Source organism: Streptomyces sp. 1331.2, assembly GCF_900199205.1.
Lineage (GTDB): Bacteria > Actinomycetota > Actinomycetes > Streptomycetales > Streptomycetaceae > Kitasatospora.
On sequence record NZ_OBMJ01000001.1, the window covers coordinates 6,835,985 to 6,861,616 of the forward strand.

The following is a 25,632-nucleotide window of genomic DNA, read 5'->3' on the forward strand; positions in this document are numbered from 1 at the left end:
ACACACGCACCCGAAACTCCCACACCCGAGACCCCGGCGGACCGAGCCCCGGGCGTCTCGTCCCTCAGACAGGAGTGCCGCACATGCACGTCTCAGCCGACACCGCGAGCCGCGTCTGGTTCATCACCGGCGCCAGCCGGGGCCTCGGCCGCGCCTTCGCCGAGGCGGCGCTGACCGCAGGCGACCGCGTCGCGGTCGCCGCCCGCACCACGGCCCCGCTCGACGAACTGGCGGCCGCCCACCCCGGACGGGTGCTGCCCCTCGGGCTGGACGTGACCGACCGCGACGCGGTGTTCGCCGCCGTCGCCGAGGCGGTCGCCCACTTCGGTCGGCTCGACATCGTCGTCAACAACGCCGGAATGCTGTCGATGGGCATGGTCGAGGAGTTCACCGAGGCCGAGGCCCGGGCCCAACTGGACACCAACTTCTTCGGCGCCCTCTGGGTCTCCCAGGCCGTCATACCGGTCCTGCGTGAACAGGGCTCCGGGCACCTCGTGCAGGTCTCCAGCATCGCCGCCCTGGGCGGCTTCCCCAGCACCGGTCTCTACAGCGCCAGCAAGTTCGCCCTGGAGGGGCTCAGCGAAGCCCTGGCCGCGGAAGCCGCCGGCTTCGGAGTCAAGCTGACCATCGTCCAGCCCGGCGGCTACTGGACGGACCTCTACACCGCCATGCGCAACACGAGCCCCCTGGAGGCGTACGCGCCGCTGCGGGAGGAGTTGGCCAAGCAGTTCGCCGAGGGCTCGGTCGACAGCGACCCGAAGCTCGCCGCGGCCGCGCTGCTCAAGCTGGTCGACAGCGACGAGCCACCGCTGCGCCTCCTCCTCGGCAGCATGGTCTACGACCTCGCGTTCGACATCGTCCGCACCCGCATGGCCACCTGGGCGGCGTGGGAGAAGGTCAGCCGGGCCGCGGAACACGCGATCCCCGGCCCTGTCACCGCGGACGCGGCGGCCGAGCCTCGCGAGGAGAACCCGTGACCGACCGTTCGTGGGACTGCTGAGAGGTGCGGCATGTCGTTCCGTACCACGGCCGAGGTCGTCCACCGTTTCAACCGGGTCTTCCTCGACCATGACACCTCGCCACTCGCCGAGCTGATCGCCGACGACTGCGTGATGGAGGCGAGGGGGCCGGCCCCCGACGGAGCCCGCTACGAAGGGCGCGCCGAGTGCCTGGAGTTCTGCCGGGCCCTCGCCGAGGACCGCGCGGGCCGGTTCGAGTCGGAAGCCGTCGTCGTCACCGGTGAACGGGCCACGGTCCGCTGGCGGTACTACTTCGGCGACGAACCCACCGACTCCGTCCGCGGCGTGAACCTCATCCTCGTGCAGGACGGCCGGATCGTCGAGTCCCTCGGCTACGGCAAGAGCGCGGGCGACGCCACGCCGGCCGGGGCCGAAATCCATGGAAAGCAAAGGAAATCCTGAAATGCGTGTGTTGTTGGTGGCGTACGGTTCGCGAGGGGACGTCGAGCCGATGCTCGGGCTCGGGGCGGAACTGCGGGCGCTCGGCGCGGAAGTGCAGGTGTGCGCTCCGCCGGACTTCGCGGAGTTGCTGGACGGTGCCGGCATCCCCCTGGTGCCGCTCGGCCGGTCGCTGCGCGCGATGGCGACCGGGGCCGTGACCGGGACGGGGAAGCCGCTGCCGGCGGAGAGCCTGTCCGAGCGTGCGGCCCGGATGGTCGCCGAGACGTACGAATCCGCCGCCGCGGTGGCCGAGGGATGCGACGTCGTCGTGGCGACCGGCTTGATCCCGGCCGCAGCCGCCGCGCGGTCGGTGGCCGAGAAGCTGGGCGTCCCCTACGTGTTCGTCGCCTACTTCCCGACCTACCTGCCGTCGCCGCACCACCCGCCGCTCGCGTGGCCGGGCCGGCCGCTCCCGCCGGAGGTGACCGACAACCGGGTGCTGTGGGACCTGAACACCGAGCACATGAACGCGCTGTTCGGCGAGGCGATCAACACCCACCGGGCCGCGATCGGCCTGCCCTCGGTGGAGAACGTCCGCGACCACGTCTTCACCGATCGCCCGTGGCTGGCGGCCGACCCGACCCTGAGCCCGTGGCCGCAGCCGGCCGACCTCGACGTGGTGCAGACCGGCGCATGGATCCGGCCGGACGACCGCCCGCTCCCGGCCGACCTGGGGGCGTTCCTGGACGCCGGCGCACCCCCGGTGTACGTGGGCTTCGGCAGCATGCCCGTCCACGACGCGCAGAGCGTCGCCCGGACGGCCGTCGAGGCGGTCCGCGCGCAGGGCCGGCGGGTCCTTCTCTCCCGCGGCTGGGCCGACCTGACCCTGACCGACGACCGGGACGACTGCTTCGCCGTCGGCGAGGTCAACCAGCAGGCACTGTTCACCCGGGTCGCCGCCGTCGTGCACCACGGTGGCGCGGGCACCACGACGACGGCCGCCCGGGCCGGCGCGCCGCAGGTGGTGGTACCGCAGATGGCGGACCAGCCGTACTGGGCGGGCCGGGTGGCCGAGCTGGGCATCGGCGTGGCACACGACGGTCCGACCCTGACCTACGAGTCCCTGTCGGCCGCACTCAAGACGGCCCTGAACCCCGGGACCCGCGTACGAGCGGCTGCCGTGGCCGACACCGTCCGCACCGGCGGGGCGACGGCGGCCGCGGAGCTGCTGCGCGACAGGGTCGGCCGGGGAAGGCAGCACGTGTCCGCCCCGCACCCTGCAGTCGGGGAGAGGGTATGAAGACGAAGGACCACCGGGTGCCCGGCGAGCGGAACCTGATCGCCGGGATGCTGGTGGACGCAGTGGGCACCGGCATGTACGTGCCGTTCAGCCTGGTCTTCTTCCAGCGGATCACCGGACTGCCACTGCCGACGATCGGCACCGTCCTGACCGTCGCCGGACTGCTGGCGATGGGCGCCATGCCGGTCGGCGGCTGGGCCGTCGACCGGTTCGGTGCCCGGCGGGTGCGGCTGGCGCTCTACCTGGTCCGCGGCCTCGGCTTCCTGGCCTTCCCACTCGGCACCACCCTGCCGGTCTTCGCCCTGGTCGCCACCCTCACCGCGGCCGGCGCCCAGGCGTTCCCCGCGACCCAGCAGGCCCTGATCGGCGAGCTCGCCCAGGGGGAGCACCGGGACCGGCTGATGGCACTCGCCCGGAGCGTGAACAACGCCGGCCTCGGCGCCGGCGGTCTACTCGCGGCCGGACTGGTCCAACTCGGCGGGGACCACGGCTTCCTGGCGGTCGCCTGGCTGAACGCGGCCACCTTCTTCGTCGCGGCACTGTTCGCGCTGCGGATCAGGACCCCCCGCTCGCTCCGCCCCGCAACCGCCCGACAACCGGCCGGCTACCGCACCGTCCTGCGCGATCGCCCGTACGCAGGGCTCACCCTGGCCAACTTCCTGATCGCCCTGGGTTATTCGGCGCTCAGCGTGCTGCTGCCGGTGTACGCCGTGAGCCAGTTCGACCTGCCCGCCTCGGTGGCCGGTCCGCTGTTCGCGGTCAACACCGCGCTCTGCGCGTTCGCCGGCGTGCCGGTTGGCAGGCTCGGCCGGCGCTTCGCCCGGCGTACGCGGGTGGCCGCGGTCGGCGCCCTGGTCTTCGCCACCGCGTTCCTCGGCTACGCCCTGTTGGGCGGCATGCCCCGCCAGGGCGTGATGGCCGGCCTGGTCGGGCTGCTGGTCCTGTACACGATCGGTGAACTGGTGCACAGCCCGAGCGCGGGCGCGCTCTCGGTGAGCGCCGCTCCCGCCGAGGCGCGCGGCCGCTACCTGGCCACCTACCAGCTGTCCTGGGCGCTGTCCCAGACCCTGGCGCCGTCACTGTTCACCGGCCTGCTGGCCGTCGACGGCCGGCTGCCCTGGCTGGTGCTGACGGCGAGCTCGACCGCGGGGGCCGTCATGCTGCTCGCCCTGGAGCAGCGGCTACCGGCCGAGGCGGTGTACACCACGACGGCCGAAGCCGTGCCGCCCGCACGCTGCGAGACCGCCGAGCCGAGGAGGCTCAGCCGGGGCCGCGCCGGCTAGCCGGCCAGTACTCGGCAGCGTTCTGCCGTCCGGCCCGGTCGGACTCGGGTCAGCCGGATGATCGGAAAGCAGGAACGGCGCATCGGCGATCATCGGCGCCCACCTGATCGGGCCCGACGCGACCGCGCTGACGCTCGCTGAGTGGTGAGAGCTCACCGCCCACGAGGCGGCCCGCAGCGTGCACGCCCATCCGCCCCTGGGCGAGGCGGTCGAGGAAGCCGCGCACGGCCCGGCCGGACACATGACCAATCCCTGAGGCGAAACCCTGCGCACACCGCGCAGCTTCGAAGCACATCACCATCCCATCGAGCGAGACCTGACGTCTCGCTCTCAAGAAAGGAACGTCATGAAGGTTCTGCTCACCGGTGCCACCGGGTACATCGGCTCCGCCGTCACCGAGCACCTCACCGCCGCCGGCCACCAGGTCGTCGCGCTCACCCGTGACGCCGAGCCGCAGGCCGGCCGGGCCTGGCACGCCCAGCTGGTCGGCGACACCGCCGACGCGGCCTCGCTGGCCGGTGCGGTGACCTCCGAGATCGAAGCCGTGATCCACCTGGCTCCCCCGAGCGGCGACGCCGACGTCGACACCGCCGTCATCGAGGCGCTCGCCGCCCCGCTGCGCGGCACCGGCCGCCCCTTCGTCTACACCAGCGGCGTCTGGGTGCTCGGCGCCACCGGCGACGCGCCCCTCGACGAGGACGCGCCCACCAACGCCATCGCCATCGTCGGCTACCGCCCGCGGATCGAGCAGCGGGTGCTGGCCGAGGTCGCCGAGGACGTGCGCGCGGTCGTCGTGCGGCCCGGCATCGTGTACGGCCGCGGTGGCGGCATACCCGGCCTGATGACCGACTGGGCACGCGAGCACGGCACCGGCCGGTACGTCGGCTCGGCCGCGAGCCGCTGGCCGATGGTGCACGTGGACGACCTCGCCGAACTCTTCGTACTGGCGGCGACAAAGGCCGACGCGGGCAGCGTGCTGCACGGCGTGGCGCACGAAGCGGTGCCGGTCGCGGCACTCGCCGCAGCCGCCGACATCGCCGCGGGTGGCACCGGCCGGGCCGAGCCCTGGCCGATGGAGCAGGCCGCCGAGGCCGTGGGCGGCCCGTTCGCCGAGGCCCTGGGCCTGAACCAGGTGGTCTCCGGCCGACGCGCCCTCGCCGAACTCGGCTGGCGGCCCAGCCGCCCGTACGTCCTGACCGAGCTGACCGGAGGCGACCGTGGCTGACCTCACCGGCACCACGCTGCCCGTCTGCCGCACCTGCGGCACCCAGTTCGCCGCCCCGCGCCCCGACTGCCCGGTCTGCCTGGACGAGCGCCAGTACGTCGGACGCGACGGCCAGCAGTGGACCAGCCTGGCCGAGCTGCGAGCCGACGGCCACCGGGGCCGCTTCGAGGAACAGGGCCCGGACATCCTCGGCATCGGCAGCACCCCCGATTTCGCCATTGGCCAGCGCGCCCTGCTGCTGCGCACCGCCGCCGGCAACGTGCTCTGGGACTGCGTGCCCTACCTCGACGACGCGGTCGTCACCGAAGTGCGGGAACTCGGCGGCATCACCGCGATCGCCATCAGCCACCCGCATTTTTACTCCGCCATGGTCGACTGGGCGCACGCTTTCGACGCCCCCGTGTACCTGCACGAGGCCGACCGGCAGTGGGTGGGCCGCCCCGACCCCGCCCTGCGCTTCTGGAGCGGGCGGACCCACCGGCTGACCGACGAGCTGACGCTGATCAACCCGGGCGTCCACTTCCCGGGCAGCACGGTCATGCACTGGAGCGCCGGCCAGGGCGCGCTCTTCACCGGCGACATCGTCAACGTCGGCCCGGACCCCCGGTGGGTCAGCATCATGTACAGCTACGCCAACCACGTCCCCGAGCGCCCCGACGCCGTGCGCGCCGCCGGCGAACTACTCGGTGGCTACCGCTTCGACCGGATCTACGGTGCCTGGTGGGACCGCGTGGTCACCGCCGGCGGCAACGAGGTGCTGGCCCGGTCGGTCGAACGGTACCTGCGCTTCGAGCAGGCCCGGCCGATGAGGAGCGGCTCCTGACCGGGTGGTGCCGGACGGGAGAGTGAACCGGCGCCAGCGATACGGAGCCGGCGCCGGACCGTGCGCGCGCCGCGCACTCCGAGCCCCCGCTGCGCCCGGGGCAGAGTCCCGGGCGCGGCGGGGGCGGTCGTCTGCGGTGACGACCAGGCAGGTCCGGTCCGGGGCGGCGGCCAGGGTTGCGGTGTCTTTCGTCCTGGCGATGTGCCTGTTCAGTGGGTATGGCAGCTCGTGCCCGTCGGGATATCGCTCGGTCATGGGCAGCCTCCTGACAGGTCTGCACCGCCCGTGCCGCCGCAATGGATACACCCCTCCGACCGGTTCCGCACTGACCCAGGCCCGCCAGAGGCTCGGCGTTGATCCGCTCAAGGCGCTGCTCGACCGAGGACCTAGAGCTCCAGCCGTTCGAGGCCCCCGATGGCACGGCGGCGGCAGCGGAATCCCGCCCGGCGTCCTCGCCGACGTGCAGGTCTACACGACGAACGCCAATCCCCGGGTCCAAGGCGAGAGACGCTCCCCGTTCTGCCTGAACTCCCGGGAACGCGGCGTCGTCGCCAGCGACGCCCTGCTGACGGTCGCCGACCTGCTCGACGACGACGGCTACGACTGGTGCAGCAAGTGCCAGGGCTACGCAGTCCGCCCGACCGATCCCAGCTGTCCTGCTATCGCGCCGCCCCCGGATCCACGACATCGCGCAGGAACTCGACCTCAGTCGAGGCAGCCATGACCGGCCAGGGGAGACCGGCACGGGGTACTTGATTCGGAGCACCGACTGGACGGACGGGGCCGAGTTACGTCCACGGCCCGTGACCCGCCTCCTCCACCTATCGCACACACCACGGACCCAACTGCTTCCCGTGCCCGTCCGTACAACCGCACCCCCGGTAGACCAGGCCCCGCCGCGCACGCTGTCCCATGAGCTTCCCCTTCTCCCAATCGGGTGATCCTGGGACCAAGAGTCGCTGCCTGGTCGGGCGTGGCGGCAGAGCGTGAGGGACGGTGCGCGAGGCACGTCAGAACCACATGGCGACGACATGCTCAAGACGACACACCGTCCGGAAGATCACTATCCGCACCTGGTGGAAGCGGACCGCTTCGTCGGGGGTCCAGGTTCGGCGTTCGGGCGTGGGTGGTCGGGGGATGACGGATCCTCTCGGTGTCCGCCCAGGGCGTGGTGCGCGGCATCCACTTCGCGGATGTGCCGCCCGGGCAGGCGAAGTACGTGACCTGCGTGGGCGGTGCGGTGCTGGACGTGGTGGTCGACCTGCGGGTCAGTCCGCCCAACTTCGGTCAATGGGAAGGAATCCGGCTGGACGCGGTCGAGCGGCGCGCGGTCTATCTGTCGGAGGGAGTGGGACACGGCTTGATGACGTCCCGCCGAGCGGTGTAGCAGGGATCTTGACGTAACCCCTGGTCGGAAAGGAGCCATCGCGCAACTCTCCGAGTAGGCATGCTCGTTGAGTGAGAGGTGCGCTATGGCCTTGTCCCAATCTGACCTACTCCGCCCCATGGAGTCACTGCGTACGGCGGACGGAATCGAGTTGATCAGGAGCCTCGCCCAGCGGCTCCTGCAGGAGCTGATCGAGGCCGAAGCCACCGCCCGGATCGGCGCCGAGCCCGGCGAGCACACGGAGACTCGCACCACCTGGCGCAACGGCCATCGCGACAAGACCCTGACCACGCAGGCCAGCGACCTGGAGCTGACCGTTCCCAAAGTCCGCTCGGGAAGCTTCTTCCTCAGCCTGCCGGAACGCCGGCGCCGCATCGACCAGGCCCTCTACGCGGTCATCATGGAGGCCTACGTGCTGGGCGTGTTCACCCGCTCGGTCGACGACCTGGTCAAAGCCCTCGGCGCGGACACCGGCATCTCCAAGAGCGAGGTCTCGCGCATCTGCGCCGATCTGGATGACCAGCTGACCGCCTTCCGGACCCGGCCGCTCGACCACACCCGCTTCCCCTACGTCTACCTGGACGCGACCTACTGCAAGGCCCGCGTGAACCACCAGATCGTCTCCCGGGCTGTGGTCGTGGCCACCGGCATCACCGAGGACGGCGGCCGGGAAGTCCTGGGTCTGATGGTCGGCGACAGCGAGACCGAGGTGTTCTGGGCCGAGTTCCTGCGCTCCCTGCGCGAACGCGGCCTGACCGGAGTGCGAAGCCGCGGTCCGTGCCCAGCTGGACACCGTCGCCGAGATGCTCGGCAAGCAGTTCCCCAAGGTCAGCCAGATGCTCCTGGAGGCCAAGGACGACCTGACCGCTTTCGCGGCCTTCCCCGAGCGCCATTGGAAGAAGATCCAGTCCACCAACCCGCTGGAGCGGATCAACCGCGAGATCAAGCGCCGCACCGACGTCGTCCAGGTCTTCCCCAACGACGACGCGCTCCTACGGCTGGTCACCGCGGTGCTCTTCGAGATGCACGACGAATGGATCGCCTTCCCCCGCCGCTACCTACCCGAGGCCAGCATGGAGAAGATCTACCCCAACGAGCCCAACCGGAGCGAACTCCCGCCTACTTCATGACCGTTTGCCTACGACCACTACACCACTTCATGGGACACGACCCACGGCTTCTGTGCACTCGCCTCTGACGCCACGATCAGTCATCTGTGCTCGACGGCGTACCGGCCGGCCGGCGAGCACGCGGTGCACCCGGTGGACCCGGAGTTGGGCATTGCGTGGCCGGTCGGGGAGCCGCTGCTCTCAGCCAGGGATGCGATGGCACCGTCGCTGGCCGAGGCACTGGAAAGGGGGCTGCTGCCTTCGTACGCCACCTGCCTGGGGTACGGCGCGCTCCCGGGTGGGCAGTGATTCCACTCATCGTTTCATCGTCGAACTTGTTTCCGACGCCTCCAGGTGGGTGAATGGCAATCAGTTCCGCCAGCGTCTGTGAGCGTCGCGGGATTGATGTCGTTCGTGTGCGACCGTGATCGGCGAAAGGATCCCCGCTGATGTAGGTCTGCACGAAAGGAAGCCCATGACGACACGAGGCATCACAGGCGCCGTCCGCAGGATCGCTGGTCGATCCAGGCCGGCGGCGTTGGTTCTCACGTGCGTGACCAGCGTCCTGATCGGTGTGGTCGGACCCCTGAGCACGAACGCGAACGCGGGCGCGAGGGTGGTCACGCCGCCCGTCTCACTGGGTACCGCCGCCGGCTTTGCGGTTCTCGCCGCGTCGACCGTCACCAATACCGGCGCCACCGTGATCAACGGCGACCTCGGACTGAGCCCGGGCACTTCGGTGACCGGGTTTCCTCCCGGGCGGGTGAACGGCACCCAACACGTCGCCGATGCTGCCGCGGTGCAGGCTCAGAACGACCTGACGGCCGCCTACAACGACGCCGCGGCGCGCCCGGCCACCGCCACCGTTCCCACGGAACTCGGCGGCACCACCAAGACCCCCGGCGTGTACGACTCCGCGGCGGGCACGTTCGGGATCACCGGAACGCTGACGCTGGACGCCCAGGGCGACCCGAACGCCGTGTTCATCTTCAAGGCCGCGTCCACGCTGACCACGGCATCGGCGAGCAGTGTCGACCTCGTCAACGGTGCGCAGGCATGCAACGTCTTCTGGCAGGTCGGCAGCTCCGCGACACTTGGAACCAGTTCCACGCTGCGGGGAAGCGTTCTGGCGCAGGCGTCGATCACCGTCACGACGGGCGTGACCGTGGACGGTCGGACACTGGCCCGCACCGCCGCGGTCTCACTGGACACTGACACGATCACCCGCCCGGCCTGTGCCGCATCGCCGCACAATGCCTACGTCACCAACCTCTTCGACGGCACGGTGTCGGTGATCGACACGGCCACCAACGCCGTCACCGCCACCGTCACCGTCGGCGACGGTCCGCATGGAGTCGCCGTCACCCCGGACGGGACGCACGCCTACGTCACCGACGAATGGGACGGCACGGTGTCGGTGATCGACACGGCCACCAATGCCGTCACCGCCACCGTCACCGTCGGCAGCGGCCCGTTCGGAGTCGCTGTCGCCCCGGACGGGACGCACGCCTACGTCACCGACGAATGGGACGGCACGGTGTCGGTGATCGACACGGCCACCAATGCCGTCACCGCCACCGTCACCGTCGGCAACAGCCCGCATGGAGTCGCCGTCACCCCGGACGGGACGCACGCCTACGTCACCGACGAATGGGACGGCACGGTGTCGGTGATCGACACGGCCACCAACGCCGTCACCGCCACCGTCACCGTCGGCAACAGCCCGCAGGGAGTCGCCGTCACCCCCGACGGGACGCACGCCTACGTCACCAACAGCGGGGATGGCACGGTGTCGGTGATCGACACGGCTACCAACGCCGTCACCGCCACCGTCACCGTCGGCAACAGCCCGCAAGAAGTCGCCGTCACCCCCGACGGGACACACGCCTACGTCACCAACCTCTTCGACGGCACGGTGTCGGTGATCGACACGGCCACCAACGCCGTCACCGCCACCGTCACCGTCGGCGACGGTCCGTTCGGAGTCGCCGTCACCCCGGACGGGACGCACGCCTACGTCACCGACGAATGGGACGGCACGGTGTCGGTGATCGACACGGCTACCAACGCCGTCACCGCCACCGTCACCGTCGGCTTCTTCCCGGTCGGAGTCGCCTCCTCGTAGGGCAGGTCGCTGCCCCGGTGGCGCACTGCCACAGGCGCGGTCAGCGGACCCACGTCGGGAGCTGTACGCGCGGGAGTGCCTTCTGCGCTGGGGCAGTGAGGCTTGCTTCAAGTGTCGCGTTGGTCCGGCAAGAGGCACGTTGCCGGACCGATCGCGCGCCGATCGCAGCCGCGGAGCCGGGTGCGATCCCGCTTGGTCGGTGCCTGAGGAGGCGCCCGTGGGCGGCGGCGAGGCGATCGGGGGCGTTGCCTGTGCGGCGGGGAGCGTCGGCGCCCGTGAGGTGGCCTGGCGCAGGTGGCCACCACGACCACCTGCGACCTGTGAGGTGGTTCTGACTCCGCGGCCGGTGGCGAACTGGAGTCTCGAAGTCACACGCCGGCTTCCCCGGAGAGCTGATCGGCTGTCATGGGATCGTGTGCGGCCGAGAAGCGGCTTGACGCGCCACGAGCCCTCGGGGCGGTGAGGTCGCGCGGGCCCGTGACGTCGTGGCTATTGGGGTGAAAAAGCGGCGAAGCAGGGCGAATTTGGTATAGGTGAAAACGTTTGATCACATACTTATACGGCCTGACGAACGGTGTGGTTCATCCCTCAGCACCCCCTGGTTGGTGCACTTCTGCGTGTTTGCTTTGAGTTCTTCCGGAGGCTCGAGAATGAACCGTAAGTCTCTTCGCAGGTCGTGGGTTAAGACGGCCACGATGCTCTCCGCAATGAGCGCTCTCGCCCTGGCTGTCAGCCTGTCCTCACCGTCGGCGTCCGACGCCGGCGCGATCGAGAAGTCCGTCGTTGGTTACGTTCACTCAGTGCCCGGCCCGAATGGCGCCCTGAGCGCCGCGTTCACCCCTCGCACACGAGCGATGCTCAACGGCGGCGCGGAACCCGGCGATGACGGCGGTGGTCCCCCTGAGAACGGCGGCGGGGCCGGGGATCATGGCGACGGCGGCGAATCTCATGGGCACCACGGGCACCATGGTTCCCAAGGACCACAGGGGGACCAGGGGCCACAGGGGCCTCAGGGAGACGAGGGGCCACAGGGTCCCCAGGGGGACCAAGGGGACCAGGGGCCCCAGGGCGCGCAGGGCTTTCAGGGCGGCACGGGGGCGCAGGGCAGCCAGGGCACCGCTGGTGCGCAGGGCACGCAGGGTGTCCAGGGCTTCCAAGGGAGCACCGGCAGCCAGGGCAGTCAGGGCACCGCCGGCGCGCAGGGCGCGCAGGGCTTTCAGGGTGGCACGGGGGCGCAGGGCAGCCAGGGGATGCAGGGCAGCCAAGGCACCCAGGGCACACAGGGATCGCTCGGCGGAGCCGGCGCGCAGGGCAGCCAGGGCGCCGCTGGCGCCCAGGGCAATCAGGGCGACATCGGTGCCCAAGGGTCTCAGGGCGGGACCGGAACCCAAGGTACGCAGGGAAACCAGGGCGGTACCGGCAGCCAGGGCAGTCAAGGTGGGGCCGGAGTCCAGGGCGCCCAGGGCAGTACCGGAGCCCAAGGCGGCGCGGGCGCCCAGGGCTCCCAGGGCTTGCAGGGCGGCCCTGGGGTGCAGGGCGCCCAAGGCGAGGCCGGCGCGCAGGGCAGTCAGGGTGGGAACGGTGCCCAGGGCGGTGCCGGCGCGCAGGGCAGCCAGGGCACGCAGGGCGCCACCGGGACTCAGGGCTTCCAGGGCGGTGCCGGTGTGCAGGGCAGTCAGGGCGGCCCGGGCTCGCAGGGCTTCCAGGGAGGCACGGGTGCCCAGGGCACCCAGGGCACCCAGGGCGGCGCGGGCGCCCAGGGAAATCAAGGCGGCAGCGGTACGCAGGGCTTCCAAGGCGGGACCGGCTCGCAGGGTTTCCAGGGTGGTGCCGGTGCGCAGGGGAGCCAGGGCGACCAGGGCTCGCAGGGGTTCCAGGGCAGTACGGGTACACAGGGGAACCAGGGCAGCCAGGGCGGCACCGGCAGCCAGGGCAGCCAGGGTGGCATCGGTTCGCAGGGTTTCCAGGGCGTGGCGGGTTCGCAGGGTTTCCAGGGGGTGGCGGGTTCGCAGGGGAGCCAGGGTGGTTCGGGGGCCCAGGGCGCGCAGGGTGGTACCGGCAGCCAGGGCAACCAGGGGAACACCGGTGCTCAGGGGAGCCAGGGCGACCAGGGCTCCCAGGGCTTCCAGGGCGATACCGGCGCGCAGGGCAGCCAGGGCGACACCGGTGTCCAGGGCGGCCAGGGCAATCAGGGCGTTCAGGGTGGTACCGGGAGCCAGGGGTTCCAGGGTGGCACGGGCGGTCAGGGTGTCCAGGGTGTGACCGGTGCTCAGGGTGCGCAGGGCAACACCGGGGCGCAGGGCTTTCAGGGGAGCACCGGGGCGCAGGGTGCCCAGGGTCCTTCGGGTACCTGTGTCGGCTGCCAGGGTGGTACGGGTGCGCAGGGCGCTCAGGGCAGCACGGGTGCGCAGGGCGCTCAGGGCAGCACGGGTGTGCAGGGCCCTCAGGGCAACACCGGCGTCCAGGGGGTTCAGGGTGGCACCGGTGCTCAGGGCAGTCAGGGTGGCACGGGGGCGCAGGGCAGCCAGGGCGACCAGGGCGCGCAAGGTTTTCAAGGTTTCCAGGGCGGCACCGGAACCCAGGGTGCGCAGGGGAGCCAGGGCAGCACCGGCACCCAAGGCGCGCAGGGTGGTACCGGTGCGCAGGGCTTCCAGGGCGGCACGGGTGCCCAGGGCAGCCAGGGCGATCAGGGCGTTCAGGGTTTCCAGGGCAGCGCCGGTGCCCAAGGACCGCAGGGCACCAGCGGCGCGCAGGGGACCCAGGGCGGTACTGGCGCCCAGGGATCGGCGGGCGACCAGGGGACCGCCGGCGCGCAGGGCAGCCAGGGCGGCACCGGCGCTCAAGGCGCCCAAGGCGACCCCGGCAGCCAGGGTGCACAAGGTGGTACCGGTGCGCAGGGGAGCCAGGGCAGCGCGGGCACTCAGGGCGCGCAGGGTGCGCAGGGTGGTACCGGCAGCCAGGGCTTTCAGGGTGGCGCGGGTGCGCAGGGGAGCCAGGGTGACCAGGGCAGCCAGGGCAGCCAGGGCGGCACGGGCACCCAGGGTGCGCAGGGCGACCAGGGAATCACCGGCGCGCAGGGCAGTCAGGGCAGCGCCGGTGTCCAGGGCGTGCAGGGCGTGCAGGGCGCGCAGGGCGGTACCGGTGCGCAGGGCTTCCAGGGCGGCACGGGTGCCCAGGGCAGCCAGGGCGAACAGGGCGTTCAGGGGTTCCAGGGCAGCACCGGCGCCCAGGGAACGCAGGGCGGCCAGGGAACCGCCGGCGTCCAGGGCACCCAGGGCGGAACCGGGGCACAGGGCAGTCAGGGCGCGCAGGGCGCTGTGGGCAATCAGGGCAGCCAGGGCGGTTCCGGCACCCAGGGCAGCCAGGGCTTCCAGGGTGAGAGCGGCACCCAGGGCGCTCAGGGGAACGCCGGGGCGCAGGGCTTCCAGGGCGTTAGCGGCGTGCAAGGCGCGCAGGGGAATACCGGGGCGCAGGGTAGTCAGGGCGGCATCGGCAGCCAGGGCGCGCAAGGTGTCGCCGGCGCCCAGGGCAGCACCGGCGCGCAGGGTGCCCAGGGCGCACAGGGCTTCCAAGGCGGCATCGGCAGCCAGGGCGTGCAGGGCAACCAGGGTGGCACCGGTTCTCAGGGCGGCCAGGGTGTCCAGGGTGTGACCGGTGCTCAGGGCGCTCAGGGAAACGCCGGGCCGCAGGGCGTCCAGGGCAGTACCGGCGCCCAAGGCACGCAGGGTGGCACCGGTAGTCAGGGCTCGCAGGGCAGCACCGGCACCCAAGGGAATCAGGGCAGCACCGGCACGCAGGGTGCGCAGGGCGACCAGGGAATCAGCGGCACTCAGGGTTTCCAGGGCGGCACCGGGGCTCAGGGCACCGAGGGCAGCCAGGGTGTTGCGGGGGCGCAGGGTAGCCAGGGCGGGGCTGGTGCCCAGGGCACTCAGGGTTTCCAAGGCGAGACCGGCGCCCAGGGCGCTCAGGGGAGCGCCGGGGCGCAGGGCTTCCAGGGCAGTACGGGCGCCCAGGGCGCGCAGGGTGGTACCGGCAGTCAGGGCTCGCAGGGTGCTAGCGGGGCGCAGGGTAGCCAGGGCAGCCAGGGGTTCCAGGGCGGCGCCGGTACACAGGGGGTCCAGGGCAGTCAAGGCGCCCAGGGCAGCACTGGCACGCAGGGCTTCCAAGGCGGCACGGGCAGCCAGGGCACGCAGGGCAGCCAGGGCAGCGGCGGTTCCCAGGGCAGCCAGGGCGACACCGGCAGCCAGGGTGCCACCGGGGCGCAGGGCTTCCAGGGCGGCACGGGTGCGCAGGGCAGCCAGGGCAGCCAGGGCAGCACCGGCTCGCAGGGCAGCCAGGGCGGCACTGGCTCGCAGGGCGCCCAAGGCGGCACCGGCGCCCAAGGGAATCAGGGCACCGCCGGTACGCAGGGCTCGCAGGGCGATACCGGGGCGCAGGGCACCCAGGGTTTCCAGGGCGTGGCGGGTTCGCAGGGTTTCCAGGGGGTGGCGGGTTCGCAGGGGAGCCAGGGTGGTTCGGGGGCCCAGGGCGCGCAGGGTGGTACCGGCAGCCAGGGCAACCAGGGGAGCACCGGTGCTCAGGGGAGCCAGGGCTCCCAGGGCTTCCAGGGCGATACCGGCGCGCAGGGCAGCCAGGGCGACACCGGTGTCCAGGGCGGCCAGGGCAATCAGGGCGTTCAGGGTGGTACCGGGAGCCAGGGGTTCCAGGGTGGCACGGGCGGTCAGGGTGTCCAGGGTGTGACCGGTGCTCAGGGTGCGCAGGGCAACACCGGGGCGCAGGGCTTTCAGGGGAGCACCGGGGCGCAGGGTGCCCAGGGTCCTTCGGGTACCTGTGTCGGCTGCCAGGGTGGTACGGGTGCGCAGGGCGCTCAGGGCAGCACGGGTGCGCAGGGCGCTCAGGGCAGCACGGGTGTGCAGGGCCCTCAGGGCAACACCGGCGTCCAGGGGGTTCAGGGTGGCACCGGTGCTCAGGGCAGTCAGGGTGGCACGGGGGCGCAGGGCAGCCAGGGCGACCAGGGCGCGCAAGGTTTTCAAGGCAGCACTGGCGCCCAGGGCGCGCAGGGGAACCAGGGCGAGACCGGGACTCAGGGCGCACAGGGCACGCAAGGCGGCACCGGAGCTCAGGGCAGCCAAGGTTTCCAAGGCGCCCAAGGTGGTATCGGGAGCCAAGGCACTCAGGGCAGCACCGGCGCTCAAGGCAGTCAGGGTGACCAGGGCGCCCAGGGCATCCAGGGATTCCAGGGCAGCACCGGCGCGCAGGGCGCGCAGGGCAATCAGGGCGCCCAGGGCTTCCAGGGCGGTACGGGCGCCCAGGGCAGTCAAGGTGGCCAGGGCACCCAGGGCTTCCAAGGCAGCACCGGCGCCCAGGGCTTCCAGGGCGGTACGGGCGCCCAGGGCGCTCAGGGAAGCCAGGGCAGCCAGGGTGTTGGAGGCGGCACCGGCGCCCAGGGCGCCCAGGGCAGCACCGGCACGCAGGGCGTGCAGGGCGCGCAAGGCGGCCCTGGGGCGCAGGGCTTCCAAGGCAGCACCGGCGCCCAGGGCTTCCAGGGCGGCACGGGCGCGCAGGGCACGCAGGGCTTCCAGGGTGGCGTCGGCGCGCAGGGCAGCCAGGGCAGCCAGGGCAGCCAGGGCAACGCCGGGGCCCAGGGCGGCACGGGGACGCAGGGTACTCAAGGCTCTCAGGGCTCTCAGGGTCTCCAGGGCGGCACGGGTGCTCAGGGTGTCCAGGGGTTCCAGGGCGGCACGGGCGCGCAGGGCAACCAGGGCAGTCAGGGCAGCACCGGGGCTCAGGGGACCCAGGGCAATCAGGGTGGCCCCGGGGCTCAGGGCGCTCAGGGCGGCACGGGGGCGCAGGGCGGTACCGGCGCCCAGGGGACGCAGGGTGTCCAGGGCTTCCAAGGGAGCACCGGCAGCCAGGGCAGCCAGGGTGGCACCGGCGCTCAGGGCGCTCAGGGCTCTCAGGGTTTCCAGGGCGGCACGGGTGCTCAGGGTGTCCAGGGGTTCCAGGGGTTCCAGGGGGTCCAGGGCGTCCAGGGCGTCCAGGGCGTCCAGGGCAGCCAAGGGAGCCAGGGCAGTCAGGGCACGCAAGGGTTCCAGGGCGGCGCCGGTACGCAGGGTGCCCAAGGTTTCCAGGGCGGCGCCGGCACGCAGGGTGCCCAAGGTTTCCAGGGTGGTACTGGCACCCAAGGTGCGCAGGGCACGCAGGGCGGCACCGGCGCGCAAGGCAGCGTCGGCACGCAGGGTAACCAGGGCTTCCAAGGGGGCGCCGGGGCTCAAGGAGCGCAGGGCTTCCAGGGCGGCACGGGTGCCCAGGGCACCCAGGGCACCCAGGGCAGCACCGGCACCCAGGGCCCTCAGGGCAATCAGGGTGGCCTCGGGGCTCAGGGCGCTCAGGGCGGCACGGGTGCTCAGGGGTTCCAGGGGACGCAGGGTGTCCAGGGCTTCCAGGGGAGCACCGGCAGCCAAGGCAACCAGGGTGGACCCGGCCCTCAGGGCAGCACGGGCGCGCAGGGCGGTACCGGCGCCCAGGGGACGCAGGGTGTCCAGGGGACTCAGGGGACTCAGGGGGCTCAGGGTGATATCGGCGCCCAGGGCACCCAGGGCGGTACCGGCGCTCAGGGCGGCACCGGCGCGCAAGGAGCGCAAGGCAACACCGGTGCCCAGGGTTTCCAGGGCGGTACCGGCGCTCAGGGCGCGCAGGGCCTCCAGGGCGGCACCGGCGCGCAGGGCAGCCAAGGAAACCAGGGAACTCAAGGCTTCCAGGGTGGTGCGGGCGCCCAAGGCAGCCAAGGCAGCCAAGGCAACCAGGGCACGCAGGGCACTCAGGGCACGCAGGGCGGCACCGGCGCGCAAGGCGCGCAGGGCAGCCAGGGCGGCACAGGCACCCAGGGAAGTCAGGGCGACCCGGGGACTCAGGGGGCTCAGGGCGGTACCGGCGCCCAGGGCACCCAGGGCTTCCAAGGCAACACCGGCGCCCAGGGCAGCACGGGTGCGCAGGGAACCCAGGGCTTCCAGGGCAGCACCGGCGCGCAGGGCCCCCAGGGCTTCCAGGGTGCTCAAGGGGACGTTGGGACACAGAGCGTCGTCGTGACCAGTACGCTTGCCGGCCCTCAAAGTGGCACGACTCTCAACACCGTCTTGTGTCCCGCCGGCAAATTTGCCACCGGTGGCGGCGCGTATAACTTCAGCACACTAACCGGACTGTATTTCCCCCTCCAGGGTGCTGCCTATCCAATCGGTTCGCCTCCCACCGGCTATCAGGCACAAATCGGAGGCGGCGTTGGCGTATCCACCACCACCACCGTTTACGCGATCTGCAGGGCGTGAGGGCCGCTGGCTTGGTCGCGGTGTACGCGCCGTGCCCATGGCGCCGTAGCCGCGGGCAGTCGGCCCGCGGCTACGGCGCGCCGGTGCCACAGCGCCCGCTCCTCGAGCGATAGCGTCCGTTTGGCTCCACGTTCTCGCCTCCTGTTGGTGGCCGTCTCCTTCGCTCTCACCAGATCCAAGAGGTAAAGCGCAGTGAAGAAACGAGTGCGGTTGTGGACGGGACTCGCCGTGACGGTCGTAGTCGCAAATATGGCGGCCGGTTGGGTCGAGCTGTCCAGCGAGCACCCCACGGCCAGACCCGCGTCGGCGCCCACGGTGTCCACGGCTGCAAACGCCTCCGAGGCGGGGGTGGTGCTCCAAGCAGGTATCAGGCAAGGGGAAAGCCACGATTTCCTTGCGGCGACGGAAAGCTTCAGGCAGGTTCTGAAGCTGGATCCTGCCAACAAACTCGCCTGGTACAACCTCGGCGTCATCGCCCAGGACGACAACAGGACGGCCGAGGCCCTCTCGGATTACGACAATTCTCTGAAGATCGATCCGGATTTCGAGTCGGCCCTTTACAACAAGGCGCTCCTGCTCGAATCGAACGACACCGATCAGGCGATCGCGATCCTGCAGCACGTCGTGAGTGCCGACCCGAAGGCGTCCACGGCCTACCTCCACCTTGGGCAGGCCCTGGCGAAGAAGGGCAGCGACAGCGAGGCCAAGGACGCCTTCGGGCGCGCCGTCCACGCCGACCCGTCGCTCCAACCGCTCGTGCCGGAACGCTTCCGAGATGCCGCGAGCGCAGCACCGACACCGCAACCGACAGTCCCTCAGGCAGGTACCAGCAGATGACTTCTCCCTGCACGCCGAAGTTCTCGGTTTTCACCCCCAGCCACCGGCCGCGCTTCCTGGACGACTGCCTCGCGACCCTGCAGGCGCAGACGCACTCCGACTGGGAGTGGATCGTGCTCCTCAACAGCGGCGCGCGATGGCGGCCGGAACACCCCGACGACCGTGTCCGGGTGGAGATCGCGGACGACATCCGGGGGGTCGGCGCGGCCAAGCGGCGCGCTTGCGAACTGGCTCGAGGAGAAATCCTCGTGGAGCTCGACCATGACGACCTGCTGACGAAGGACTGCCTGGCGGAACTGGCGCGGGCCTTCGACGAGAACCCCGACGTCGTCTTCGTCTACAGCCACACCGCTCAGGTCACCGAGGACGGACGCCGGGACGACACGCGGTTCAACGAGGCGAACGGCTGGCAGTACGAGGAGGTGGACGTCGACGGCCGGCGGCTTCTGCAGGCCGTGTCCATGGCGCCGACGCCGCACAACGTCTCGTACATCTGGTACGCCCCCAACCATGTGCGCGCGTTCCGCAGGGACGTCTACCACCAGGTTGGCGGGTACGACGCCACGCGCGTGGTGCTGGACGACCAGGACCTGATGTGCCGTCTGTTCCAGGCGGGCGACTTCCACCGGATCCCCCGCTGCCTCTACCTCCAGCGGATGCACGCCGACAACACCCAGCGCGACACGGAGATCAACGCGCACATCCAGCGCGAGACCGTCGCGCTGTACGACAAGTACATCGAGGCCAACGCGCTCGCCTGGACCAAGCGGCGCGGACTGCTCGCGCTGGACCTCGGCGCCGCGCATCGCAAGCCGCCCGGTTACCTGGGTGTGGACCAGCACCCCGGGGAAGGCGTCGACATCGTCGCGACCCTGCCCGGGAAACTGGACCTCCCGGACGACTCGGTCGGCCTGCTCCGCGCGGTGGACTTCCTGGAGCACGTGTCCGCGAAGGTCCCGCTGATCAACGAGCTCTACCGACTGCTGGCACCGGGCGGTATGCTCCTCACCCTGACGCCCAGCTCGGACGGCAGGGGCGCGTACCAGGACCCGACACATGTCGCCTACTACAACGAGAACTCGTTCTGGTACTACACCGACAACCAGTACCGTGCCTTCGTGCCGGAGATCCAGGCCAGGTTCCAGAGCTCACGGCTGGTCACCTACTACCCGACCGACTGGCACTCCAGGAACAACATCTCCTACGTGCAGGCCAACCTGATCGCGATGAAGGACGGCGCGGAACGGTGTGGTGGTCTCCTGCTGGTGTGATGGGGTCTGTACGGCGACCGGCTCTGTTTCGTCATCGGTGGTAGCGCTATGTAGGGCACTGTCACGTTGTTGGGGGTGCAGGCGTCTGGCGGGGCGTCAGGGCGTGGTGGTGGTCGGGTGCGGTGCGGTTGTGGCGGCCGGGTCGGAAGTGGGGTGAGATGCCGCTGAAGGCGGTCAGGAACCTCTGGGCTCCGCCGACGCTGCGGAAGCGCTTCATCGCGCGTTCGCGTTGCCTGGTCGGCTGGTGCGAGTTCTCTGTCCAGTTGTTCAGTCCTTTGTGTGAGCGGTGCTCCACCGAGGGCATCACCTCGCGGTCGGCGGCGCCGTAGGAGCGGAGCTTGTCGGTGACGACGACCCGCGGCACGAACCCGGTCTCCCTGAGGAGTCTGCGGAAGAAACGCCTGGCCGCGGCCTTGTCACGGCGGTTCTGGACCAGGATGTCGAGCACGTTGCCGTCGGCGTCGACGGCCCGCCAGAGGTACTTCTGCTCCCCGTCGATCCTGATGAAGATGCTCGTCGAGCTGCTCGCGCAGGGCGTCGGGGTCGAGCAGGAGGCCGTCGGTGACGTGCAGGGCGTGGCGCACCAGGCCGGTGACGGCCTCGGGGGGGCGTCGATGAGGCCGAGGACGAGGGTGGGGGTTCCTGGACGACGTGGACGGGGTCGTGGCCAGAGGTATCGGCAGTGACTTCGGCCGCGGCAGCGAGCCAGAGTTCGTGGAGGGCTCGGCCGATGCGGTACGCGTATTCGATCAGGCGGCTCGGCTACGGCCAGTCCGGCCGCCCGCCGGCCCTGGTGATCGTCTCGGGCCACTCGCGGGTGATCACCGCTCGGATGCTGCCGTCGCGGCAGACCGGGGACCTGATCGACGGCCACTGGACACGCCCTCGGGCACTCAGTGACGGGGTCTGTCGTGATGGTGTGGGGTGTCGGGCGGTGGTTTGCGGGTGTCGCGGGGTTCGGGGTGGGGCTCTTCCTCGGGTGGGTGACCGGCTTCGATCGCGCGTCCGCGTTCCAGCTCGAAGTTGAACTCCAGGCCCAGCAGGATCGCGACGTTGGAGACCCACAGCCAGAGGAGGAAGAGGATCACGGCTCCGATGCTGCCGTAGGTGCTGTTGAGGCTGCTGAAGTTGGCGACGTAGAGGGCGAACGCGCCGGAGGCGATGATCCACAAGGCTACGGCGACCAGGCTTCCGGGCAGGATCCAGCGCAGCTTCGGTCGTTTGGCGTTGGGCGCGGCCCAGTAGAGCAGGGTGACCATCGCAGTGACGATGATGACGAGGATCGGCCATTTGGCGATGCCCCAGACCTGTACGGCGTTTTCGCTGACTCCGAGGATCTTCCCTGTCTTGGTGGCCAGGGTGCCGGTGAAGACGACACCGGTAGCGGTGAGGGCGAGGAGCACGACGAGGACGATGGTCAGGGCGAGTCGTGTGGGCAGGGTCTTCCAGAGTGGGCGGCCTTCGTCGATGCCGTAGACGTGGTTGGCGGCGCGCATGAAGGCCGCGGTGTAGCCGGAGGCGGACCACAGGGCGAGGATGATTCCGATGGCCAGTGCGATGCCTGCCTTGCCCTGGGCGTTCTGGAGTTGCTGCACGACGGTGGTGAGGATCTGGCGGGCGGACCCGGGGCCGAGGTCACGAATGTGGTCGAGCAGCGGCTTGGTGGCGGAGCTGCCGATCAGCCCCAGGATCGACACCAGCGCGAGCAGGGCGGGGAAGATCGCCAGCAGGCCGTGGTAGGTGAGCGCGGCTGCGGCGTCGCTGAGGCTGTCGGCCTTGAACTGCTTGGTGGTGCGTTTCAGGACTCCCCACCACGACCTTTTGGGCAGGTCGGTCGGGCTCTCGGCAGGGCTGGCGCCACGGGTGGCGGGCCTGGTCTCGTCAGCTGTGCTTGGGTGCCGGTGTTCGTTCTCGTGTCGTGACATGGGTGCCAACCCGGCGTGCGGAGTGCCTGTGTTCGGGGCGGGGCCTCAGTCCTTCACCACCTGGTAGATGCCGTAGATGACCCCGGGCACGTGGCCGCACAGCTGGAGGAGGAAGGCCCAGAGCACCTTCATGCTCGGCCCGTCCTTGATCAGCACTGCCAGGAACGGCAGGACCAGGCACAGCAGCACCCGAAGGACCTTGACCATGATCATCCCTCGTTTCGAGGTGCGATGGCCGGCGGCACGGTAGCCGCTTCTTCATCGTCTCACTGCTGGCCGCCCGGCGGGGAACCGGCCGAGCTGGAACGGCGGGTACACGTGCGTGGACGGAGATGCACGATGCTTCGGTGCGTGGCCTGCCCAGCCGGGTCGGTGAACGTGTCCGGCTCGATGGCGAAGGCGACGGCGTCCGGGTGCTCTCAGCGCGCGCACGGTGAGGCCATCGGCGGGTCCTGGATCCGTGCCGGAAGGCCGGCTTTGAGTGGGAAGCTGCCGCACCGGCCGCCCGTGGGCACACCGCGCTGGAACGGACGGCGCAACCCCGCACATCCGGGGGTCCCGGTGCGACGGCTCCGGGGCCCGAGCCAGCTGCCCTGGTTGACGAGGTCGCGGGCGCGCATGGCGATGCGCAGTTGGTAGCGGGCGTAGCGGCGGTGTGCGCCGTCGGAGCGCAGTGGGGTGATGAGGCGGTGTTCGCCGAGGGCTCGTAGGAAACCGGGGGGTGGTGCCGGTCATCTCGGCGGCGCGGCCCATGGTGTAGGCGGGGTAGTCGTCGTCGAGTTTGTCGGGTGTGTTGGAGCTGGTCGTTGTAGTCACTGCACCTCTCTGGTTCTCGGGGAGAACGCGTCGAGGGGCCCCGGGGCCGTGTCGGTTCCGGGGCCCCGAAGGGTAACAACGCCATCTACCTACCGGCGTTGGCCGGTCCTGTTACTTCCGCACTGCCCCGGGGGGTGTGCGGGGATCGCGTATGCGTGACCGGAAACCACCGTCCTTGCGTTGGGGTCTGCGGTGTCCGCCCGGGTGAGTGTTCACGGCCCGGGCGATCCTGATGGCGCTTGCGCCCTCCATTCATCCTCTGTACTGAACTGTCACTTTCGTACTGCTGGTACTGCTGGTACTGCTCTCACTGAATTGCGTAGTGCTAGGTGTATTGACCACGGAGGTTGGTGACGGGGCTCACGGCGTGGTGATCTTGAAATGAGTGAGGGCCTTCTGGCTCGGTGTGGATTGCGACATCTGCACCGGCTCCCAGAAAGGCCCTCATGCCACACCGTAACGCACCGCTGACCGAGACCGGACGCCTGCGCCTGGCCCGCTGCGTCGTCGAGGACGGCTGGCCGCTGCGGCGGGCCGCCGAACGCTTCCAAGTCTCACCGACCACGGCCAAGCGCTGGGCCGACCGCTACCGCGCCCACGGCGAGGCGGGCATGAGCGACCGCTCCAGCCGCCCTCACCACAGCCCCCGCCGGACCCCGACCCGCACCGAGCGTCGGATCATCAAGGTCCGCGTCCTGCGACGCTGGGGCCCGGCACGCATCGCCTACCTGCTGCGACTCAACCCGGCCACCGTGCACCGGGTCCTGACCCGCTACCGCCTCGCCCGCCTGACCCACCTCGACCGCGCCACCGGCCGCGTCATCCGACGCTACGAGCACTCCGCGCCCGGCGAGCTGGTGCACGTCGACATCAAGAAGCTCGGCAACATTCCCCACGGCGGCGGCCACAGGGTGCTCAGCCGCCAGGCCGGCCGCAGGACCCGCTCCGGGACCGGATACAGCTACCTCCACAACGCCGTCGACGACCACTCCCGCCTGGCCTACAGCGAGATCCTGCCCGACGAACGCAAGGACACCGCCGCCGCGTTCTGGACCCGCGCCCAGGACTTCTTCGCTCAGGCCGGGATCACCGTCCAGCGCGTGCTGACCGACAACGGCGCCTGCTACAAGTCCCACCCATGGCGCGACGTCCTGGCCCAGGCCGGGATCACCCACAAGCGAACCCGGCCCTACCGGCCGCAGACCAACGGCAAGGTCGAACGCTTCAACCGCACCCTGCTCGACGAATGGGCCTACGCACGGCCCTACCAAACCGAGCAAGAACGCCGCGACGCCTACCCCGCCTGGCTCCACACCTACAATCACCACCGCGGACACACCGCACTCGCAGGCAAGCCACCCGCCAGCCGCATCCCCAACCTCACGGGTCAGAACAGCTAGGTACCGCTGGTGGCGGCCCCTGATCCCTGCGGGCCGTGTCTGGCCGGTATCGCCGACTCCTGTCTACGAGAGAAACATTAGACCCGTCCGCAAGGAATGTCTGCTCCAGCAAGCATAGATTTTGCAGCATCCGGGTGTGAGGTAATCGCCGCTGCGCGGCGGCGGCAACCGAACCGTCCGCCGGCTGCTGGCCCGCTTCGCCGAACTGGCCACCATCGCCGACCTGTACGCCCTGCGCGACGCCCTCGACACCGCCCTCCCATCCAGCGTCCACGGGTAGAGGTGACTCCCACCAGAACGCACTCGCGACCCTGCCCGACCAGGCGTTCAGGTCGACCCTGCACCTGGCGTGGTGGCCGCTGCGAATGCGCGGTGCTGCCCGTTGGGCGACGCACGGTACTGGTGACGGCCATCGCCTGGTCCGAGTCAAGCCGCGGTGGCGTCGGCGCGGCCGAACAAGGGCGCGTAGCCGCGGGGAAGGTCGGCGAGGAGAGGTCGTGCTCCGCCGTCCGGTTCCGGCACGGGGGCCCATTCGCGCACCGCTGACAGCCGGGCAACCGCCGCCGAGGGCCTGCGGTTCGCTCTGAACCGGATCGCCGTCAGTACTCGGAGCCGCTTCGCAGGTAGGTGCCCGCGACCTGGAGCCACGCTCCGGGGCTGAAGCACGCCTCGATCCGGTGTGGCGTGTCCTCGAAGACCCGCAGGACGCGCAGTGCGCCGCTCGGGTGCAGGTCGTACTCGAAGGTGACGCCGTCGTCCGTGTGGTCCTCGTACTGCAGGTCCAGCGGTCCCTTCGACGGCTCCGCCGGTGCCCGGGCGTCGGCCGAGAGTTTCACGTAGACGGACATCTCTGCGTCCCGCCTTTCCTGTCTGCCCGAGGAGCCCGGCCCACGAGGCTGTCCCTCAGGACGCTTCGGCCGGTGGCTCGAGACCGGTGCCGGTGGCGATGAGGATCTGCCGCGCGGAGTCGGTTCCGTCGGCCTCGACCGCGCGGGCCATCGCGGCCAGGGCCGCTTCCTGGCTCGCCTGCGGGGGGACGACGAGCAGGCTGAAGTGATCGCGGTCGCCCCGCGTGATGATCACGGTGTCATCGCCGACCGGGTACCGGTCGATGTGCACCGACCGGCCGTCGACGACCAGGCGGGCCGGGATGTCGTCCCAGGCTTCCGTGTCCAGGCCGACGCTCGCGATGGGCCCGAGGTGTTCGGTCAACGCCCTGACCAGACCGGGAAGTTCTGCGCGGATGTCCCGTGAATGGGGCCACCACGCGCCGTCGAGCGCACCTTCGCGTGACTGGGTGGTCTCCAGGCGCAGCAGGACCGTCCCCGGCTGCGCGGCCTGCCGGAACCGGTCCGGCAGAAGCCCGTGGTGCGAGGCACCGGCTTCGTCCGACATGGCTCGCCACC

At 70.8% G+C, this 25,632-nt stretch carries 17 protein-coding genes and 5 pseudogenes; 15 read left to right on the forward strand and 7 right to left on the reverse strand.

Annotated elements, in window-relative coordinates:
* The first annotated feature begins 83 nt into the window (after nucleotides 1–83).
* The 12 genes and pseudogenes from CRP52_RS29630 (at nucleotide 84) to CRP52_RS29685 (ending at nucleotide 10,652) form a co-directional block, all read left to right on the forward strand.
* The gene (locus tag CRP52_RS29630; protein ID WP_097239191.1) at nucleotides 84–977 is read left to right on the forward strand and encodes an SDR family NAD(P)-dependent oxidoreductase; all 894 of its coding nucleotides are present in this window, start codon (nucleotides 84–86) and stop codon (nucleotides 975–977) included.
* 33 nt (nucleotides 978–1,010) lie between these two features.
* On the forward strand, nucleotides 1,011–1,421 hold the full coding sequence (locus CRP52_RS29635; protein WP_097239192.1) for a nuclear transport factor 2 family protein: 411 nt from the start codon (nucleotides 1,011–1,013) through the stop codon (nucleotides 1,419–1,421).
* A gap of 1 nt (nucleotide 1,422) precedes the next feature.
* Entirely contained in the window at nucleotides 1,423–2,700 is a 1,278-nt protein-coding gene (locus CRP52_RS29640) for a glycosyltransferase (RefSeq protein WP_097239193.1), read from the forward strand.
* Nucleotides 2,697–3,983 (forward strand): MFS transporter, encoded by a 1,287-nt coding sequence (locus CRP52_RS29645; protein ID WP_097239194.1) that lies wholly within the window; start codon nucleotides 2,697–2,699, stop codon nucleotides 3,981–3,983. The genes CRP52_RS29640 and CRP52_RS29645 overlap by 4 nt, the downstream gene beginning before the upstream one ends.
* A gap of 88 nt (nucleotides 3,984–4,071) precedes the next feature.
* A pseudogene (locus CRP52_RS39950) lies at nucleotides 4,072–4,239 on the forward strand (dihydrolipoyl dehydrogenase); the annotation flags it as partial.
* A gap of 90 nt (nucleotides 4,240–4,329) precedes the next feature.
* Nucleotides 4,330–5,208, forward strand: coding sequence for an NAD-dependent epimerase/dehydratase family protein (locus CRP52_RS29655; RefSeq protein WP_097239195.1), 879 nt, complete (start codon nucleotides 4,330–4,332; stop codon nucleotides 5,206–5,208).
* Nucleotides 5,201–6,031: an MBL fold metallo-hydrolase gene (locus CRP52_RS29660; protein ID WP_097239196.1), complete on the forward strand. Its 831-nt coding sequence runs from the start codon at nucleotides 5,201–5,203 to the stop codon at nucleotides 6,029–6,031. The genes CRP52_RS29655 and CRP52_RS29660 overlap by 8 nt, the downstream gene beginning before the upstream one ends.
* A 136-nt stretch (nucleotides 6,032–6,167) precedes the next feature.
* Nucleotides 6,168–6,755 (forward strand): transposase domain-containing protein, encoded by a 588-nt coding sequence (locus tag CRP52_RS40920; protein ID WP_373560534.1) that lies wholly within the window; start codon nucleotides 6,168–6,170, stop codon nucleotides 6,753–6,755.
* A gap of 423 nt (nucleotides 6,756–7,178) precedes the next feature.
* Nucleotides 7,179–7,397, forward strand: a pseudogene (locus CRP52_RS29670) (dTDP-4-dehydrorhamnose 3,5-epimerase family protein); the annotation flags it as partial.
* Nucleotides 7,398–7,503: 106 nt separating this feature from the next.
* Nucleotides 7,504–8,548: pseudogene (locus CRP52_RS29675) on the forward strand (IS256 family transposase).
* 48 nt (nucleotides 8,549–8,596) lie between these two features.
* Nucleotides 8,597–8,836, forward strand: a pseudogene (locus CRP52_RS29680) (dTDP-4-dehydrorhamnose 3,5-epimerase family protein); the annotation flags it as partial.
* A 307-nt stretch (nucleotides 8,837–9,143) separates the two neighbouring features.
* On the forward strand, nucleotides 9,144–10,652 hold the full coding sequence (locus CRP52_RS29685; protein WP_441349065.1) for an ice-binding family protein: 1,509 nt from the start codon (nucleotides 9,144–9,146) through the stop codon (nucleotides 10,650–10,652).
* 797 nt (nucleotides 10,653–11,449) lie between these two features.
* Here the strand turns inward: CRP52_RS29685 and CRP52_RS37780 are convergent.
* Nucleotides 11,450–17,404 (reverse strand): hypothetical protein, encoded by a 5,955-nt coding sequence (locus CRP52_RS37780; protein ID WP_218893133.1) that lies wholly within the window; start codon nucleotides 17,402–17,404, stop codon nucleotides 11,450–11,452.
* Between the two features lie 765 nt (nucleotides 17,405–18,169).
* Here CRP52_RS37780 and CRP52_RS29700 point away from each other — a divergent pair.
* Nucleotides 18,170–18,814 carry a tetratricopeptide repeat protein gene (locus CRP52_RS29700; RefSeq protein ID WP_143685856.1) on the forward strand — a complete coding sequence of 215 codons (645 nt, stop codon included), beginning with the start codon at nucleotides 18,170–18,172 and terminating at the stop codon, nucleotides 18,812–18,814.
* Entirely contained in the window at nucleotides 18,811–20,085 is a 1,275-nt protein-coding gene (locus tag CRP52_RS29705) for a glycosyltransferase (RefSeq protein WP_097239203.1), read from the forward strand. The genes CRP52_RS29700 and CRP52_RS29705 overlap by 4 nt, the downstream gene beginning before the upstream one ends.
* A 61-nt stretch (nucleotides 20,086–20,146) precedes the next feature.
* Here the strand turns inward: CRP52_RS29705 and CRP52_RS29710 are convergent, their stop codons facing one another.
* From CRP52_RS29710 to CRP52_RS39955, 4 genes and pseudogenes are all read right to left on the reverse strand, one after another.
* A complete protein-coding gene (locus CRP52_RS29710) occupies nucleotides 20,147–20,794 on the reverse strand; it encodes an IS6 family transposase (RefSeq protein ID WP_441349066.1) in 648 nt (215 codons plus the stop codon).
* A 184-nt stretch (nucleotides 20,795–20,978) separates the two neighbouring features.
* Complete coding sequence (locus CRP52_RS29720) at nucleotides 20,979–22,010, reverse strand: YihY/virulence factor BrkB family protein (RefSeq protein ID WP_097239204.1); 1,032 nt, start codon at nucleotides 22,008–22,010, stop codon at nucleotides 20,979–20,981.
* Nucleotides 22,011–22,055: 45 nt separating this feature from the next.
* Nucleotides 22,056–22,217 carry a YqaE/Pmp3 family membrane protein gene (locus CRP52_RS29725; protein ID WP_179852965.1) on the reverse strand — a complete coding sequence of 54 codons (162 nt, stop codon included), beginning with the start codon at nucleotides 22,215–22,217 and terminating at the stop codon, nucleotides 22,056–22,058.
* A 380-nt stretch (nucleotides 22,218–22,597) separates the two neighbouring features.
* Nucleotides 22,598–22,826, reverse strand: a pseudogene (locus CRP52_RS39955) (MerR family transcriptional regulator); the annotation flags it as partial.
* Between the two features lie 446 nt (nucleotides 22,827–23,272).
* Here CRP52_RS39955 and CRP52_RS29735 point away from each other — a divergent pair.
* Nucleotides 23,273–24,226: an IS481 family transposase gene (locus tag CRP52_RS29735; RefSeq protein WP_097239206.1), complete on the forward strand. Its 954-nt coding sequence runs from the start codon at nucleotides 23,273–23,275 to the stop codon at nucleotides 24,224–24,226.
* Nucleotides 24,227–24,825: 599 nt separating this feature from the next.
* Here CRP52_RS29735 and CRP52_RS29740 read toward each other — a convergent pair.
* On the reverse strand, nucleotides 24,826–25,074 hold the full coding sequence (locus CRP52_RS29740) for a hypothetical protein (protein WP_097239207.1): 249 nt from the start codon (nucleotides 25,072–25,074) through the stop codon (nucleotides 24,826–24,828).
* Between the two features lie 55 nt (nucleotides 25,075–25,129).
* Nucleotides 25,130–25,621 (reverse strand): DUF5994 family protein, encoded by a 492-nt coding sequence (locus tag CRP52_RS29745; protein WP_097239208.1) that lies wholly within the window; start codon nucleotides 25,619–25,621, stop codon nucleotides 25,130–25,132.
* Nucleotides 25,622–25,632: the final 11 nt, after the last annotated feature.

Coding starts and splice junctions, on each gene's coding strand:
- CRP52_RS29720 (WP_097239204.1), bottom strand. CDS start 22,010: ATGTCACGACACGAGAACGAACACCGGCACCCAAGCACAGCTGACGAG.
- CRP52_RS29630 (WP_097239191.1), top strand. CDS start 84: ATGCACGTCTCAGCCGACACCGCGAGCCGCGTCTGGTTCATCACCGGC.
- CRP52_RS29655 (WP_097239195.1), top strand. CDS start 4,330: ATGAAGGTTCTGCTCACCGGTGCCACCGGGTACATCGGCTCCGCCGTC.
- CRP52_RS29745 (WP_097239208.1), bottom strand. CDS start 25,621: ATGTCGGACGAAGCCGGTGCCTCGCACCACGGGCTTCTGCCGGACCGG.
- CRP52_RS29725 (WP_179852965.1), bottom strand. CDS start 22,217: ATGGTCAAGGTCCTTCGGGTGCTGCTGTGCCTGGTCCTGCCGTTCCTG.
- CRP52_RS29705 (WP_097239203.1), top strand. CDS start 18,811: ATGACTTCTCCCTGCACGCCGAAGTTCTCGGTTTTCACCCCCAGCCAC.
- CRP52_RS29735 (WP_097239206.1), top strand. CDS start 23,273: ATGCCACACCGTAACGCACCGCTGACCGAGACCGGACGCCTGCGCCTG.
- CRP52_RS29640 (WP_097239193.1), top strand. CDS start 1,423: ATGCGTGTGTTGTTGGTGGCGTACGGTTCGCGAGGGGACGTCGAGCCG.
- CRP52_RS29645 (WP_097239194.1), top strand. CDS start 2,697: ATGAAGACGAAGGACCACCGGGTGCCCGGCGAGCGGAACCTGATCGCC.
- CRP52_RS29635 (WP_097239192.1), top strand. CDS start 1,011: ATGTCGTTCCGTACCACGGCCGAGGTCGTCCACCGTTTCAACCGGGTC.
- CRP52_RS29740 (WP_097239207.1), bottom strand. CDS start 25,074: ATGTCCGTCTACGTGAAACTCTCGGCCGACGCCCGGGCACCGGCGGAG.